The sequence below is a fragment of the Mycobacterium sp. UNC410CL29Cvi84 genome, assembly GCF_000686745.1.
In the GTDB taxonomy this organism is placed as follows: domain Bacteria; phylum Actinomycetota; class Actinomycetes; order Mycobacteriales; family Mycobacteriaceae; genus Mycobacterium; species Mycobacterium mucogenicum_B.
This window is the reverse complement of the sequence record NZ_JMLM01000001.1, coordinates 1-15,801: the sequence shown is the minus strand read 5'-3', so window position 1 is coordinate 15,801 and position 15,801 is coordinate 1. Positions and strand designations below refer to the sequence as shown.

Annotated in this window: 17 protein-coding genes and 1 rRNA gene; 17 read left to right on the top strand and 1 reads right to left on the bottom strand. The window is 65.7% G+C overall.

Going from position 1 to position 15,801, the window contains the following annotated elements; translation table 11 throughout:
* Positions 1-45 precede the first annotated feature (45 nt).
* The 15 genes from rpmE (at position 46) to BR47_RS0100020 (ending at position 12,821) form a co-directional block, all read left to right on the top strand.
* On the top strand, positions 46-282 hold the full coding sequence (gene rpmE, locus BR47_RS0100095) for a 50S ribosomal protein L31 (RefSeq protein ID WP_029118215.1): 237 nt from the start codon (positions 46-48) through the stop codon (positions 280-282).
* A 99-nt stretch (positions 283-381) separates the two neighbouring features.
* Positions 382-1,464 (top strand): peptide chain release factor 1, encoded by a 1,083-nt coding sequence (gene prfA, locus BR47_RS0100090; protein ID WP_020104123.1) that lies wholly within the window; start codon positions 382-384, stop codon positions 1,462-1,464.
* Complete coding sequence (gene prmC / locus BR47_RS0100085; RefSeq protein WP_029118214.1) at positions 1,457-2,290, top strand: peptide chain release factor N(5)-glutamine methyltransferase; 834 nt, start codon at positions 1,457-1,459, stop codon at positions 2,288-2,290. Before prfA ends, prmC begins: the two co-directional genes overlap by 8 nt.
* Before the next feature lie 45 nt (positions 2,291-2,335).
* Positions 2,336-2,995, top strand: a complete 660-nt coding sequence (locus tag BR47_RS0100080; RefSeq protein WP_029118213.1) for an L-threonylcarbamoyladenylate synthase — start codon at positions 2,336-2,338, stop codon at positions 2,993-2,995.
* A complete protein-coding gene (locus BR47_RS0100075) occupies positions 2,992-4,188 on the top strand; it encodes a glycosyltransferase family 4 protein (protein ID WP_020104126.1) in 1,197 nt (398 codons plus the stop codon). Before BR47_RS0100080 ends, BR47_RS0100075 begins: the two co-directional genes overlap by 4 nt.
* 259 nt (positions 4,189-4,447) lie before the next feature.
* A complete protein-coding gene (locus BR47_RS0100065; RefSeq protein WP_029105839.1) occupies positions 4,448-4,921 on the top strand; it encodes a hypothetical protein in 474 nt (157 codons plus the stop codon).
* Between the two features lie 8 nt (positions 4,922-4,929).
* Positions 4,930-5,682, top strand: a complete 753-nt coding sequence (gene atpB / locus BR47_RS0100060; protein WP_029118212.1) for a F0F1 ATP synthase subunit A — start codon at positions 4,930-4,932, stop codon at positions 5,680-5,682.
* Positions 5,683-5,758: 76 nt separating this feature from the next.
* Positions 5,759-6,022 (top strand): F0F1 ATP synthase subunit C, encoded by a 264-nt coding sequence (locus BR47_RS0100055; protein WP_020104130.1) that lies wholly within the window; start codon positions 5,759-5,761, stop codon positions 6,020-6,022.
* Positions 6,023-6,031: 9 nt separating this feature from the next.
* Complete coding sequence (locus BR47_RS0100050) at positions 6,032-6,556, top strand: F0F1 ATP synthase subunit B (protein WP_020104131.1); 525 nt, start codon at positions 6,032-6,034, stop codon at positions 6,554-6,556.
* On the top strand, positions 6,557-7,897 hold the full coding sequence (locus BR47_RS0100045; protein ID WP_029118211.1) for a F0F1 ATP synthase subunit B/delta: 1,341 nt from the start codon (positions 6,557-6,559) through the stop codon (positions 7,895-7,897). It begins immediately after the preceding gene.
* A 35-nt stretch (positions 7,898-7,932) separates the two neighbouring features.
* Positions 7,933-9,582, top strand: coding sequence for a F0F1 ATP synthase subunit alpha (gene atpA, locus BR47_RS0100040; protein ID WP_029118210.1), 1,650 nt, complete (start codon positions 7,933-7,935; stop codon positions 9,580-9,582).
* Between the two features lie 7 nt (positions 9,583-9,589).
* The gene (locus tag BR47_RS0100035; RefSeq protein WP_020104134.1) at positions 9,590-10,510 is read left to right on the top strand and encodes a F0F1 ATP synthase subunit gamma; all 921 of its coding nucleotides are present in this window, start codon (positions 9,590-9,592) and stop codon (positions 10,508-10,510) included.
* 24 nt (positions 10,511-10,534) lie between these two features.
* Positions 10,535-11,965, top strand: a complete 1,431-nt coding sequence (atpD, locus tag BR47_RS0100030) for a F0F1 ATP synthase subunit beta (protein ID WP_029105840.1) — start codon at positions 10,535-10,537, stop codon at positions 11,963-11,965.
* Between the two features lie 36 nt (positions 11,966-12,001).
* Complete coding sequence (locus BR47_RS0100025; RefSeq protein WP_020104136.1) at positions 12,002-12,367, top strand: F0F1 ATP synthase subunit epsilon; 366 nt, start codon at positions 12,002-12,004, stop codon at positions 12,365-12,367.
* Positions 12,368-12,374: 7 nt separating this feature from the next.
* Positions 12,375-12,821 carry a DUF2550 domain-containing protein gene (locus BR47_RS0100020; protein ID WP_020104137.1) on the top strand — a complete coding sequence of 149 codons (447 nt, stop codon included), beginning with the start codon at positions 12,375-12,377 and terminating at the stop codon, positions 12,819-12,821.
* A gap of 6 nt (positions 12,822-12,827) precedes the next feature.
* On the opposite strand, the gene BR47_RS0100015 is transcribed toward BR47_RS0100020, so the two are convergent.
* Positions 12,828-13,427, bottom strand: coding sequence for a cob(I)yrinic acid a,c-diamide adenosyltransferase (locus BR47_RS0100015; protein ID WP_020104138.1), 600 nt, complete (start codon positions 13,425-13,427; stop codon positions 12,828-12,830).
* 72 nt (positions 13,428-13,499) lie between these two features.
* Here BR47_RS0100015 and murA point away from each other — a divergent pair, with 72 nt between their 5' ends.
* Positions 13,500-14,753, top strand: coding sequence for a UDP-N-acetylglucosamine 1-carboxyvinyltransferase (gene murA, locus BR47_RS0100010; protein WP_020104139.1), 1,254 nt, complete (start codon positions 13,500-13,502; stop codon positions 14,751-14,753).
* Positions 14,754-15,142: 389 nt separating this feature from the next.
* Positions 15,143-15,801: ribosomal RNA gene (locus BR47_RS0100005) — 16S ribosomal RNA — on the top strand; the annotation flags it as partial.

Sequence of the window (15,801 nt, the reverse complement as noted above, 5' to 3'; positions counted from 1 at the left end):
GAATTCTCGGGCGACCCGGCGCCATCGAACACAGAGGACCATGAAATGAAATCGGGTATTCACCCCGCATACGTCGAGACCACTGTGGTCTGCGGTTGCGGCAACAGCTTCCAGACTCGTAGCACCAAGGAAAGCGGCAACATCGTTGTCGAGGTGTGCTCGCAGTGCCACCCGTTCTACACGGGCAAGCAGAAGCTTCTCGACACCGGCGGCCGCGTGGCCCGCTTCGAGAAGCGGTACGGCAAGCGCAACGCCGGCTCGAAGGCCGCGTCCGAGAGCTAGCTTCGTCAACGGCGCCCGATCTGTCGCATTCGCGTCAGGTCCGGGCGCCGTTTTCGTATCCAGCATCCGGCACCCCAGATCAACCGCAGGAGTCCGAAAGTGGCACAGACCGATACCGCGCCCCGCATCGAGGCACTGCTGGCCGAGCACGCCGATCTCGAGCGGCAGCTGGGGGACCCGAACCTGCACGCCGACGCCGGCGCCGCCCGCAAGGTCGGTCGCCGCTTCGCGCAGGTGTCGCCGATCGTCGTCACCTACCGCAAGCTCGAGGCCGCCCAGGGTGACCTCGAAGCGGCGCGTGAGCTGGCCGCCGAGGACGCCGCGTTCGCCGCGGAGGTGCCTGAGCTGGAGGCCCGCGTCGCCGAGCTCGATGCCAAGCTGACCGACCTGCTGGCCCCGCGCGATCCGCACGACGCCGACGACGTCGTCCTCGAGGTGAAGTCCGGTGAGGGCGGCGAGGAATCGGCGCTGTTCGCGTCCGACCTCGCGCGCATGTACATCCGGTATGCCGAGCGCCACGGCTGGACCGTCACCGTGCTCGACGAGACCTGGTCGGATCTCGGCGGCTACAAGGACGCCACCATCACCATCGCCAGCAAGGGCGATTCCGCCGACGGCGTGTGGTCGCGCATGAAGTTCGAGGGCGGCGTGCACCGCGTGCAGCGCGTGCCCGTCACCGAATCGCAGGGCCGCGTGCACACCTCGGCCGCAGGCGTCCTGGTCTACCCGGAGCCCGAAGACGTCGAGCAGGTACAGATCGACGAATCCGACCTGCGGATCGACGTCTACCGCTCGTCTGGCAAGGGCGGTCAGGGCGTCAACACCACCGACTCGGCGGTGCGCATCACGCACCTGCCCACCGGCATCGTCGTCACCTGCCAGAACGAGCGCTCGCAGCTGCAGAACAAGGCCCGCGCCATGGTGGTGCTCGCCGCGCGCCTGCAGGCGCTGGCCGAGGAGCAGGCGTCCGCGGACGCCTCCGCGGACCGCGCCAGCCAGATCCGCACCGTCGACCGCAGCGAGCGCATCCGGACCTACAACTTCCCCGAGAACCGGATCGCCGACCACCGCATCAACTTCAAGGCCCACAACCTCGACCAGGTGCTCGACGGCGACATGGACGCGCTGCTCGACGCCCTCGCGGCCGCGGACAAGCAGGCCCGGCTCGCCGAGGGTGAATAGCATCCGGCAGGCGCTCGACGAGGCCACCACGACGTTGGCTGCGGCGGGCATCGATTCCGCCCGCGTCGACGCCGAGTACCTGGCGGCGCACATCGCCGGAGTCGATCGGGCCCGGCTGCTGTTCGTCGAGCCCGACGCGACGTTCTTCGCGGGCTACAGCGACGTCGTCGCGCGTCGCGCACAGCGAATTCCCTTGCAGCACTTGATCGGAACCGCGGCATTCGGACCGGTGGAAGTGCACGTCGGTCCGGGCGTGTTCATTCCGCGGCCCGAGACCGAGGCCCTGCTGGAGTGGGCCATGAAGCAGCAGCTGCCGTCGAGCCCGGTGATCGTGGACCTGTGCACGGGCTCGGGAGCGCTGGCCCTGGCCCTCGCGCACACCTGGCCACAGGCGCAGGTCGTGGCCGTCGAGAAGTCCCCGGAGGCGTTGGTCTACGCCCGCCGCAACTGCGCCGGCGGCGCGGTCGAGGTGCTGGAAGGCGATGTCACCGTTCCCAGCCTGCTGTCAGACAGGACCGGCACAGTGGACCTGCTGGTGTCCAACCCGCCGTACATCCCCGACGGCGCCGACCTCGACCCCGAAGTCATCGACCACGACCCGGCCGGCGCCCTGTTCGGCGGGCCCGACGGCATGTCCGTCATCGTGCCGATCATCGCGCTGGCGGCCCGGCTGCTGCGTCCCGGCGGCAAGTTGGGGATCGAACACGACGACACCACAGCCGATCAGGTGGTGGCCGCCTTGGACCGCGACGGTACGTTCGGTGACATCACCGCGCGGCGCGATCTGACCGGGCGGCCCCGGTTCGTCACCGCGACCCGACGGTAAAACGGGTCATGGCAACCGACGAAACGCTTGCGTGAGGAGTGATGCATGGAGACGTTCGACTGCGGTGATGCGGCCAAGCGCGCCACCGGGATCGCCTCGGCTATCAGTGCGCTCAAGGGCGGCCGCCTGGTGGTGCTGCCCACCGACACCGTCTACGGCCTGGGCGCCGACGCCTTCAACAGCGAGGCCGTCGCGGCGCTGCTGGCCGCGAAGGGGAGGGGCCGCAACATGCCGGTCCCGGTTCTCGTCGGCTCCTGGCGCACCATCGACGGGCTCGTCTACGCCGTGCCCCCGGCCGCCCGGGACCTGATCGAGGCGTTCTGGCCCGGCGCGCTGAGCCTTGTCGTGCGGCAGGCCCCGTCACTGTCGTGGGATCTCGGTGACACCAACGGCAGCGTGATGCTGCGCATGCCCCTGCATCCGGTGGCGATCGAGCTGCTGCGCGAGGTCGGCCCCATGGCCGTGTCCAGCGCCAACATCTCGGGTCAGCCGCCAGCGGTCAACGCCGACGAGGCGCGGGCGCAGCTGGGCGACAAGGTCGAGGTGTACCTGGACGCCGGACCGGCGACCAAGCAGTCCGCGTCCACCATCGTCGACCTCACCGGCGCGACGCCGCGGGTGCTGCGGGAAGGGCCGATCTCCCTCGCGCAGATCGCCGAAGTGCTCAGCGTCGAAGCGGAGTCCCTGACCGGCGAGGTGTCGTGACCGTAGTTGCCGACGCAGGCCGGCTGCTCGCGCAGATCGATCGGGGCACCGGGGTTCCGCTCCGGGAGCTCGTGCTCGTCGGGCTCACCGCGGCGATCATCACCTACTTCGCCACGGGCTGGGTGCGGGCGCTGGCGTTTCGTTTCGGTGCCGTCGCCTACCCGCGCGAACGCGACGTCCACGTCCAGCCGGTCCCGCGCATGGGCGGGCTGGCCATGTACGTCGGGGTGGCCGCCGCCGTCTTGCTGGCGTCCCAATTGCCCGCACTCACCCGAGGTTTCGTCTATTCGTCCGGTATGCCGGCGGTGGTGGTGGCGGGCGGCCTGATCATGCTGATCGGCCTGATCGACGACCGCTGGGGCCTGGACGCCCTCACGAAGTTCGCCGGCCAGATCACCGCGGCCAGTGTCCTGGTCACCATGGGCGTCGCGTGGAGTGTGCTGTACATCCCGATCGGCGGCGTCGGCACCATCGTGCTGGACCAGGCGTCGTCGATCCTGCTGACCCTGGCGCTGACGGTGTCGATCGTCAACGCGATGAACTTCGTCGACGGCCTCGACGGCCTGGCCGCCGGCCTCGGGCTCATCACCGCGTCGGCCATCTGCATCTTCTCGGTCGGGCTGCTGCGCGACCACGGCGGTGACGTGCTGTTCTACCCGCCGGCCGTCATCTCGGTGGTGCTCGCCGGCGCCTGCCTGGGCTTCCTGCCGCACAACTTCCATCCGGCCCGCATCTTCATGGGGGACTCCGGGTCCATGCTCATCGGCCTGATGCTGGCGGCGGCGTCGACGACGGCGGCGGGCCCGATCTCGCAGAACGCCTACGGCGCGCGCGACGTTTTTGCTTTGCTGTCGCCATTCCTGTTGGTCGTTGCGGTGATGTTCGTACCGGCCCTCGACATGCTGCTGGCCATCGTGCGCCGCACCCGTGCCGGACTCAGCCCGTTCAGTCCCGACAAGATGCATCTGCACCACCGGCTGCTGCAGATCGGTCACTCGCACCGACGCGTCGTGCTGTTGATCTACCTATGGGTGGGCATCGTGGCACTGGGAGCCGCGAGCACCATTTTCTTCGACCCCCGGTACACCGGCGCGGTGATGCTCGGGGCCATCCTGCTGGCCGCCATCTTCACCCTGATTCCGCTGCTGCGGCGGCGCGATGACCTGCCAGAAGGCGAGTACGACAAAAAGTAGTAGGTGCCCGTTTTCGGGTGCTCACCATGTGGTACGGTTCTGGCAGAACCCGAAAAACCTCGCGGGTTGCCGGCCCGGCCCATCGGTTCACACAAGCCGATCGGCGCCGAATGACGACCGACAAAGGGAGCTTCCCCTTGGGTGATTCCAGTGTGCCCGACGCGCTCGATGTGACCTTCGATACGCTCTGTGGGCACGCACACAGGATTGCCAGGTATATGGGGACGGCACTCGTGACCGCGGGATTGAGGTGAACACCATGACGACACCAGCGCAGGACGCGCCTTTGGTGTTGCCGGCAGTGGCTTTTCAGCCCGTGCGTTTGTTTGCTATCTCGCTCCTCGTGACAGCCATCGCGCTCGGTGGCGGATACGCAGTGAGCGGCAATCTGAAATTCGGCGCCTTCTTCGGTCTGGGGATGGCGCTCGGTCTGGCCAACGCCATGATGGTCCGTCGCGCGGTTGCCAAGGTCACCGCCAAGGACCACCCCCTGAAGATGCAGATGGCCGCCAACTCCGCGATGCGGCTGGTCGCCATCTCGGTGATCGCCCTGCTGATCACGTGGTTCTTCAAGCCAACCGGTATCGGCGTGTTGTTCGGGGTGGCATTGTTCCAGGCGATTCTTGTCATGAGCACCGCATTGCCGGTGATGAAGAAGGTCCGTGCCGGCCAACGTAACGGTGGCGGCGGCGACCAACCAGAAGCACACGACGGATCAGAAGCAAAGGACTGACGACCCAAGTGATTCAACAATTCACCGCCGAGGCCGCCATCGAGGTCGGCCACCACGAGCAGCACGAGCTGTGGGGCTACACCTTCAACGTCGACACGATCATCGCCACCAGCGTGGCCGCGGTCATCGTCATCGCGTTGGCCTTCATCGTGAAGGCCAAGGTGACCTCGACCGGAGTGCCCGGCGGTGTGCAGCTGTTCTTCGAAGCCGTCACCATCCAGATGCGCCAGCAGATCGAGACCGCGATCGGTATGAAGATCGCGCCGTTCGTGCTGCCGCTGGCCGTTACGATCTTCACCTTCATCCTGATCTCCAACTGGCTCTCGGTCCTGCCGGTGCAGTTCGGTGGAGAAGACGGTGGCGCGAAGGAACTGCTTGCCCCGCCGGCCTCGGACATCAACTACGTGCTGGCGCTCGCGCTCTTCGTGTTCCTCTGCTACCACGCAGCGGGCATCTGGCGCCGTGGCGTCTTCGGTCACTTCAAGAAGCTGTTGAAGGGCCACGTCGCGGTCCTCGCGCCGATCAACATCGTCGAGGAGATCGCCAAGCCGGTTTCGCTGTCTCTGCGACTCTTCGGCAACATGTTCGCCGGCGGCATCCTGGTCGCGCTGATCGCGATGTTCCCCTGGTACGTGCAGTGGGCGCCGAACGCCATCTGGAAGACCTTCGACCTGTTCGTCGGCCTGATCCAGGCGTTCATCTTCGCGCTGCTGACGATCCTGTACTTCAGCCAGTCGATGGAACTCGACGAGCACCACTAAGTACCCGCAAGACCTGTAGGAACCACAAATAAGACCCTGGTAGCGCAGCTACCAGTTACCAAGGAGGAAAAAGAGAATGGCCGACGCAGCAACGAACGCCACTATCATCCAGGGCGCCCTCATCGGCGGTGGCTTGATCATGGCCGGTGGCGCCATCGGTGCCGGTATCGGTGACGGTATCGCCGGTAACGCGCTGATCTCGGGCATCGCCCGTCAGCCGGAGGCCCAGGGCCGCCTGTTCACCCCGTTCTTCATCACCGTCGGTCTGGTGGAAGCCGCGTACTTCATCAACCTGGCCTTCATGGCGCTCTTCGTGTTCGCCACCCCGGGCCTGTCGTAATCCGTCGACATGGGTGAATTGAGCGCAACCATCCTGGCCTCGGGCCAGGCAGCAGCGGAAGGCGGCGGGGGTCAGAACTTCCTGATCCCCAACGCGACCTTCTTCGTCGTGCTGATCATCTTCCTGATCGTGCTCGGCGTGATCGGCAAGTGGGTTGTGCCACCTGTCAGCAAGGTCTTGGTCGAACGCGAGGAAATGCTCGCCAAGACCGCTGCTGACAACCGGAAGTCGGCTGAGCAGGTGGCCGCCGCAGAGGCGGACTACAACGCGGCGATGGCGGGTGCTCGCACGGAGGCCTCGGCCATCCGTGACGAGGCCCGCAACGAGGGCCGCAAGGTCGTCGACCAGGCGCGTGCAGCGGCGAGTGGTGAGGTGGCCGAAACCCTCAAGGGTGCCGACCAGGCACTGTCCGCACAGCGACAGTCCACACAGACCGAACTGCAGTCGTCGGTCGACAACCTGTCCCAGACGCTGGCGAGCCGCATTCTCGGCGTCGAGTTGGCGGCTGACGTGAAATCAGGCGGGAGCCAGTAGATGGAAATCTTCATCGGGCAGCTGATCGGCTTTGCCGTCATCGTGGCCATCATCTGGAAGTACGTGGTACCTCCGGTGAAGGGCATGATGGCCAAGCAGCAGGAGGCCGTTCGCGTCGCGCTGGCCGAAAGTGCCGAAGCCGCACAGAAACTCGCGGACGCCGACAAGATGCACGCCAAGGCTCTTGCCGACGCGAAGGCGGAGTCGACCAAGGTGACCGACGAGGCGCGGCACGACTCGCAGCGCATCGTCGAGCAACTCACCGAGCAGGCCGCCATCGACGCCGAGCGGATCAAGGCGCAGGGCGGCCAGCACGTCGAGCTGATGCGCCAGGGCGTCATCCGTCAGCTCCGTCAGGAGCTGGGCGCGGAGTCCGTCGCCAAGGCCGACGAGCTGGTGCGGCGCTACGTCGCCGAGCCCGGCGCGCAGGCCGGCACCGTCGACCGTTTCCTGGACGATCTCGAGCAGATGGCGCCGTCCTCGGCTGAGGTCGGCACCCACGCCGAGGCGAAGCTGCGGGCCGCGAGCCGGGAATCACTGACCGCGCTGGTCCAGAAGTTCGACGCGACCGCCAACGGCCTGGACGCGGCCGCGCTGACCGCGCTGGCCGATGATCTGGCCGCCGTCGCCCGGCTGCTGCTGACCGAGGTCAACCTCGGACGGCACCTGGCCGAGCCCGCCGACAACCCCGCCCCCAAGGTCGCTCTGCTGGACGCGGTGCTGTCCGGCAAGATCGGCGCCAACGCACTGGAACTGCTGCGTGCCGCGGTGTCTTCGCGGTGGTCGGAGCAGTCCGACCTGGTCGACGCCATCGAGCACGTCGCTCGCCTGGCACTGATCAAGCGGGCCGAGGTCAGCGGTGACGTCGCCGAGGTCGAGGATCAGCTGTTCCGGTTCAGCCGTGTGCTGGACGCGCAGCCGCGCCTCTCGACGCTGCTCGGTGACTACGGCACCCCGGTCGACGGCCGAGTTGCCTTGCTGGACAAGGTCCTTACCGGTGCCAACGGCTCGGCCAACAGCACCGTCAAGGCGCTGCTGACGCAGACCGTCAGCCTGCTGCGCGGTGAGCGCGCCGACCAGGCCGTCCTTGATCTGGCCGAGCTGGCAGTCGCCCGCCGCGGCGAGGTGGTCGCTCACGTCGAAGCGGCCGCGGCCCTGTCGGATGCACAGCGGACCCGACTCACGTCGGTTCTGACCCGCATCTACGGCCACCCGGTGTCCGTCCAGCTGCATGTCGATCCGAGCCTCCTCGGTGGTCTGACCATCACCGTCGGCGACGAGGTGATCGACGGCTCCATCTCGTCACGACTGGCTGCCGCCTCCAACCGGCTGCCCGACTAACTCCGAAACACCCAAGACTAGGAAGACCAAAAACCATGGCAGAGTTGACAATCTCGGCTGCTGATATCGAAGGTGCCATCGAGAACTACGTAACGACGTTCTCGGCCTCGACCGATCGTGAAGAGATCGGCACTGTCGTCGACGCCGGTGACGGCATCGCACACGTCGAGGGTCTGCCCTCGGTCATGACCCAGGAACTCCTCGAGTTCCCCGGCGGTGTTCTGGGCGTGGCCCTGAACCTCGACGAGCACAGCGTGGGTACGGTCATCCTGGGTGAGTTCGAGAAAATCGAAGAGGGCCAGCAGGTCAAGCGCACCGGCGAGGTGCTCTCGGTGCCGGTCGGCGACGAGTTCCTGGGCCGCGTCATCAACCCGCTGGGTGAGCCGATCGACGGCCAGGGCGAGATCAAGGCCGAGACCCGTCGTGCCCTCGAGCTGCAGGCCCCGACCGTGGTTCAGCGCCAGAGCGTCAGCGAGCCGCTGCAGACCGGTATCAAGGCCATCGACGCCATGACCCCGATCGGCCGCGGCCAGCGTCAGCTGATCATCGGTGACCGCAAGACCGGCAAGACCGCCGTCTGCGTCGACACCATCCTGAACCAGCGCGAGGCCTGGGAGACCGGCGACCCGAAGCAGCAGGTGCGTTGCGTCTACGTCGCGATCGGCCAGAAGGGCACCACCATCGCCAGCGTGAAGCGCGCGCTGGAAGAGGGCGGCGCCATGGAGTACACGACCATCGTCGCGGCTCCCGCCTCTGACCCAGCCGGCTTCAAGTGGCTGGCCCCGTACACCGGCTCGGCCATCGGCCAGCACTGGATGTACAACGGCAAGCACGTCCTGATCGTGTTCGACGACCTGTCGAAGCAGGCCGACGCCTACCGCGCCATCTCGCTGCTGCTGCGTCGCCCGCCGGGCCGCGAGGCGTTCCCGGGTGACGTCTTCTACCTGCACTCGCGTCTGCTGGAGCGTTGCGCGAAGCTGTCCGACGAGCTCGGTGGCGGTTCGATGACGGGTCTGCCGGTCATCGAGACCAAGGCCAACGACATCTCGGCGTTCATCCCGACCAACGTCATCTCGATCACCGACGGTCAGTGCTTCCTGGAGTCCGACCTGTTCAACCAGGGTGTCCGCCCCGCCGTCAACGTCGGTGTGTCGGTGTCCCGCGTCGGTGGTGCCGCGCAGATCAAGGCGATGAAGGAAGTTGCCGGCTCGCTGCGTCTGGACCTGTCGCAGTACCGCGAGCTGGAGGCCTTCGCGGCCTTCGCCTCGGACCTGGACGCCGCTTCGAAGGCTCAGCTGGACCGCGGTGTGCGCCTGGTCGAGCTGCTGAAGCAGCCGCAGTACAGCCCGCTGGCCGTCGAGGACCAGGTCATCGAGATCTTCCTCGGTACCCAGGGCCACCTGGATTCGGTTCCGGCCGAAGACGTTTCGCGCTTCTCGTCCGAGCTGCTCGAGCACGTGAAGGCCAGCCACGCCGACATCCTCACCGGGATCAAGGAGACCAAGAAGCTCTCCGAGGAGAACGAGGAGAAGCTGGTCTCGGTGATCAACGAGTTCAAGAAGGGCTTCGCCGCCACCGACGGTAGCTCGGTCGTCGTCAAGGAAGCAGAGGCCGAGGCCCTGGATCCTGCTGAGCTCGGCCAGGAGTCGGTCAAGGTCAACAAGCCGGCACCGAAGAAGGCCTAGGTAACCAATGGCAGCCACACTGCGCGAGCTACGCGGACGTATCAAATCCGCCTCGTCGATCAAGAAGATCACGAAGGCGCAGGAGCTGATCGCCACGTCGCGAATCGCCAAGGCGCAGGCCCGGGTTGATGCAGCCCGGCCTTACGCCACCGAGATCACCAACATGCTCACCGAGCTTGCGGGGGCCAGCGCGCTGGACCACCCGCTGCTCGTGGAGCGGGCGAACCCGCGCCGTGCCGGGGTCCTGGTGGTGTCGTCCGACCGCGGCCTGTGCGGCGGTTACAACGCCAACGTCCTGCGTCGGGCCGAGGAACTGTTCACGTTGCTCCGCAACGAGGGCAAGGAGCCGGTGCTGTATGTCGTCGGCCGAAAGGCCTTGGGCTACTACAGCTTCCGTCAGCGCCCCGTCGCCGAGTCCTGGACCGGCTTCTCGGAGCGTCCGGAGTACGCCAACGCCAAGGAGATCGCCGACACCCTGGTGACGGCGTTCATGGCGGGTGCGGACGACGAGGGTGACGAACCGGGTGCCGACGGCATCTTGGGCGTCGACGAACTGCACATCGTGTCGACCGAGTTCAAGTCGATGCTGTCGCAGACCGCCGAAGCCGTGCGGATCGCCCCGCTGGCCGTCGAGTACACGGGGGAGCCGACCGAGGTCCACACCCTGTACTCGTTCGAGCCGAGTGCGGACGTTCTGTTCGACGCGTTGCTCCCTCGCTACATAGCGACCCGTGTCTACGCGGCACTGCTTGAGGCCGCGGCCTCGGAGTCGGCTTCGCGTCGACGCGCCATGAAGTCGGCAACGGACAACGCCGACGACCTGATCAAGGCCCTGACCCTCGCCGCGAACCGCGAGCGCCAGGCCCAGATCACCCAGGAAATCAGCGAAATCGTCGGTGGCGCCAACGCGCTGGCCGACGCGAAATAGGCCCCGTAGGAAGCGAAGAGAGATATGACTTCTGCCGTAGAGACCAAGACCACTGGTCGCGTGGTTCGCATCACCGGCCCGGTGGTGGACATCGAGTTCCCGCGTGGCTCTGTGCCCGAGCTGTTCAACGCTCTGCACGCCGACATCACCTTCGGTGCGCTGGCCAAGACCCTGACCCTCGAGGTTGCTCAGCACCTCGGTGACAACCTGGTGCGCTGCATCTCGATGCAGCCGACCGACGGTCTGGTGCGTGGCACCGACGTCCGCGACACCGGCGCCTCCATCTCGGTGCCCGTCGGCGACGGCGTCAAGGGCCACGTGTTCAACGCCCTGGGTGACTGCCTCGACGAGCCGGGTTACGGCAAGGAGTTCGAGCACTGGTCCATCCACCGCAAGCCGCCGGCCTTCGCCGACCTGGAGCCCCGCACCGAGATGCTGGAGACCGGTCTGAAGGTCGTCGACCTGCTCACGCCGTACGTGCGTGGTGGCAAGATCGCCCTGTTCGGTGGTGCCGGTGTCGGTAAGACGGTTCTGATCCAGGAGATGATCAACCGTATTGCCCGCAACTTCGGCGGTACCTCGGTGTTCGCCGGCGTCGGTGAGCGCACCCGTGAGGGCAACGACCTGTGGGTCGAGCTCGCGGACGCGAACGTGCTCAAGGACACCGCCCTCGTGTTCGGCCAGATGGACGAGCCGCCAGGCACCCGTATGCGCGTTGCTCTCTCGGCCCTGACCATGGCCGAGTACTTCCGCGACGAGCAGAACCAGGACGTGCTGCTCTTCATCGACAACATCTTCCGGTTCACCCAGGCCGGTTCCGAGGTCTCGACCCTGCTGGGTCGTATGCCTTCGGCCGTGGGTTACCAGCCGACGCTGGCCGACGAGATGGGTGAGCTCCAGGAGCGCATCACCTCGACCCGTGGTCGTTCCATCACCTCGATGCAGGCCGTGTACGTGCCCGCCGACGACTACACCGACCCGGCCCCGGCCACGACGTTCGCCCACCTGGACGCCACCACCGAGCTTTCTCGTGCGGTGTTCTCCAAGGGCATCTTCCCGGCCGTGGACCCGCTGGCGTCGTCCTCGACGATCCTGCACCCCAGCATCGTCGGCGACGAGCACTACCGGGTTGCTCAGGAAGTCATCCGTATCCTGCAGCGCTACAAGGACCTTCAGGACATCATCGCCATCCTCGGTATCGACGAACTGTCGGAAGAGGACAAGGTGCTGGTGTACCGCGCCCGTAAGATCGAGCGCTTCCTGAGCCAGAACATGATGGCCGCCGAGCAGTTCACCGGCCAGCCGGGTTCGACGGTGCCGCTGAAGGAGACCATCGAGGCGTTCGACCGTCTCGCCAAGGGCGACTTCGACCACCTGCCGGAGCAGGCGTTCTTCCTCATCGGTGGTCTCGACGACCTGGCGAAGAAGGCCGAAAGCCTCGGCGCCAAGCTGTGATCGCTGTAGTTACTCGAGCACGAAAGGTGGTGTGACATGGCCGAAATGGACGTCGAGATCGTCGCCGTCGAGCGCGCGCTGTGGACAGGTAAGGCCACATTCGTCTTCACTCGCACCACCGCCGGCGAGATCGGCATCCTGCCCCGGCACATCCCGTTGGTCGGCCAGCTGGTCGAGGACGCGATGGTCCGGGTCGAGCGCGAGGGCGAGGATGATCTGCGGATCGCCGTGTCCGGTGGGTTCCTCTCGGTAACCGAGGACACCGTGCGGATTCTGGTTGAAGATGCGGCGCTGGAGTCGGAGATCGATGCGCATGCGGCCAAGGCCGATGCCGCGTCGGACGACGAGGCGACCGCTGCGTGGGGCCGGGCGCGTCTGCGCGCCGTAGGCCAGCTCGACTGATACCCCGATGAGCGCGTCCATGTTGGTGATGGTCGCGCTCGTCGGCGTGTTGGTGCTGGCTGTTGCCGCACTGAGTTATCGGCTGTGGAAGTTGCGACAGGTTGGCGGCACTGCCGCCATCCTGCGCGACTACCCAGCTGCCGGCGGCCACGGGTGGCGGCATGGAGTCATGCGCTACCGCGGTGGTGAGGCCGGCTTTTATCGTTTGTCGAGCCTGCGCTGGTGGCCGGACCGGAGACTGTCCCGTCGCGGCCTGGAAGTGGTCGGGCGCCGCGCCCCACGGGGCGACGAATTCGACATCATGACCATCGAAACGGTCATTCTCGAGCTGCGCGACAACAGTCCCGAACGGCGCAGCGGTTACGAAATCGCCTTGGACCGTGGAGCTTTGACAGCTTTCACGTCGTGGCTCGAGGCCCGGCCGTCGCCGCGCTCGCGCCGCCGCGCAGTCTGAATTCCCCTACTGAGTTCCGGTGTTGTCGGATTGCGGCGTCCCACCGCCGGGCTGCCACAGCACATCGCCATCCGGGTTCGCGACCCGCGACAGGATGAACAGCAGATCCGACAGTCGATTCAGATATTTGGCCGGCAGGACGCTGACCGAATCGCCGTGTTCATCGATCGCCTGCCAGGCCGCCCGCTCCGCGCGCCGGACCACGGTGCGCGCGACGTGCAGGTAGGCCGACAGGGGAGTGCCGCCGGGCAGGATGAACGACGTGAGCTTCGACAGCGGCTCGTTGAATTCGTCACACCAGGCTTCCAGCCGGTCGATGTACGGCTGGGTGATCCGCAGCGGCGGGTATTCGGGATTCTCGACCACCGGCGTCGACAGATCCGCGCCGGCGTCGAAGAGATCGTTCTGAATCTGCAGCAGTACCAACCGGATTCGCTCGTCGGGCGCGCCCGCGGCGACCGCGACGCCGATCGCGGCGTTGGCTTCGTCACAGTCCGCGTATGCGGCCAGGCGCGCGTCGTTCTTCGACACCCGGCTGAAATCGCTGAGCCCGGTCGACCCATCGTCACCGGTCCGGGTATAGATGCGGGTCAGGTGCACGGCCATGGGTGAAACCGTACTCGCGGTGACCTGTTCGTTGTCTGACGCCGGCCCTCGCCGCTGTTTACACTTAGCCGCGTGAGCGAGCGTTTCGTGGTGACCGGGGGTAGCCGGTTGTCCGGCGAAGTTGCCGTGGGGGGCGCGAAGAACAGCGTGCTCAAGCTGATGGCCGCGGCGTTGTTGGCCGAGGGCACGACCACGATCACCAACTGCCCGGACATCCTGGATGTGCCGTTGATGGCGGAGGTCCTCCGCGGTCTCGGGGCGACCGTCGAGCTCGACGGCGATGTGGCCCGCATCACCTCTCCCGACGAGCCGAAGTACGACGCCGACTTCGCCGCGGTCCGGCAGTTCCGCGCGTCGGTGTGTGTGCTCGGCCCGTTGGTGGGGCGCTGCAAGAAGGCGAAAGTGGCACTGCCCGGTGGTGACGCGATCGGTTCGCGGCCGCTCGACATGCACCAATCCGGTCTGCGGCAGCTCGGTGCGCGATGCAATATCGAGCACGGCTGCGTGGTCGCCGAGGCGGATCACCTGCGCGGCGCGGAGATCCAGCTCGAGTTCCCGTCGGTGGGTGCGACCGAGAACATCCTGATGGCGGCCGTGCTCGCCGAGGGTGTGACGGTCATCCACAACGCGGCGCGTGAGCCGGACATCGTCGACATCTGCGACATGTTGAACCAGATGGGTGCCAAGGTCAGTGGGGGAGGGACCTCGACCCTGACCATCACCGGCGTGGACAAGCTGCATCCGACCGAGCACCGGGTGATCGGTGACCGGATTGTGGCCGCGACCTGGGGAATTGCCGCAGCGATGACGCGCGGCGATGTCGCTGTGACGGGGGTGGACCCGCAACACCTGCAGCTGGTGCTGCACAAACTTCACGATGCCGGCGCGACCGTGACGCAGCACGACAACGGTTTCCGCGTCGTGCAGTACGAGCGGCCCAAGGCCGTCAACGTCGCGACGCTGCCGTATCCCGGATTCCCGACCGACCTGCAACCGATGGCCATCGGCCTGGCGTGCATCGCCGAGGGCACGTCGATGATCACCGAGAACGTGTTCGAAGCACGGTTCCGGTTCGTCGAAGAGATGATTCGCCTGGGCGCCGACGCCCGGACCGACGGGCATCACGCAGTGGTGCGCGGAATTCCGCAGTTGTCGAGTGCTCCGGTGTGGGCATCGGATATTCGTGCCGGCGCCGGCTTGGTGTTGGCGGGGTTGGTCGCCGATGGCGACACCGAGGTTCACGACGTTTTCCACATCGATCGCGGGTACCCGTTGTTCGTGGAGAACCTCGTGAGTCTGGGCGCGGAGGTCGAACGGGTCAGTTGATGGGCATTGGCGTGTCGCGCTGACGGTTCGTTCGGACGGCTGTGCAACGCGTATTCGCCGAAAAACCGCCCATATGCAGGCGTTTTGTAAAATCAAGATCGGCCCGCTAATGTATTCCAAGTCAGCAGCGAGCGGGGCCGAAAAAGCCCAGAGCAAGAGCTTGACAGCCCGACCAAGAGGTAGTAGGTTGGTGGGGTTGCCCGAAAACGGCGTGTTGTTTGAGAACTCAATAGTGTGTTTGGTGGTTTTTGTTTGTTGTTTTTTGACTGCACCTCGTGTTTTCCCGTTTGTGGGGTGTGGTTGTTTTTTTGATGCCAGTTTTTGGTGTCTTTTGTTTAGGTCAGATTGTTCTGAACTGGATTCTGCCCTGTCTTTGGATGGGGAGTTTTTGTTTGGAGAGTTTGATCCTGGCTCAGGACGAACGCTGGCGGCGTGCTTAACACATGCAAGTCGAACGGAAAGGCCCTTCGGGGTACTCGAGTGGCGAACGGGTGAGTAACACGTGGGTGATCTGCCCTGCACTTTGGGATAAGCCTGGGAAACTGGGTCTAATACCGAATAGGACCACGCGCTTCATGGTGTGTGGTGGAAAGCTTTTGCGGTGTGGGATGGGCCCGCGGCCTATCAGCTTGTTGGTGGGGTAATGGCCTACCAAGGCGACGACGGGTAGCCGGCCTGAGAGGGTGACCGGCCACACTGGGACTGAGATACGGCCCAGACTCCTACGGGAGGCAGCAGTGGGGAATATTGCACAATGGGCGCAAGCCTGATGCAGCGACGCCGCGTGAGGGATGACGGCCTTCGGGTTGTAAACCTCTTTCACCAGGGACGAAGCGTAAGTGACGGTACCTGGAGAAGAAGCACCGGCCAACTACGTGCCAGCAGCCGCGGTAATACGTAGGGTGCGAGCGTTGTCCGGAATTACTGGGCGTAAAGAGCTCGTAGGTGGTTTGTCGCGTTGTTCGTGAAAACTCACAGCTTAACTGTGGGCGTGCGGGCGATACGGGCAGACTAGAGTACTGCAGGGGAGACTGGAATTCCTGGTGTA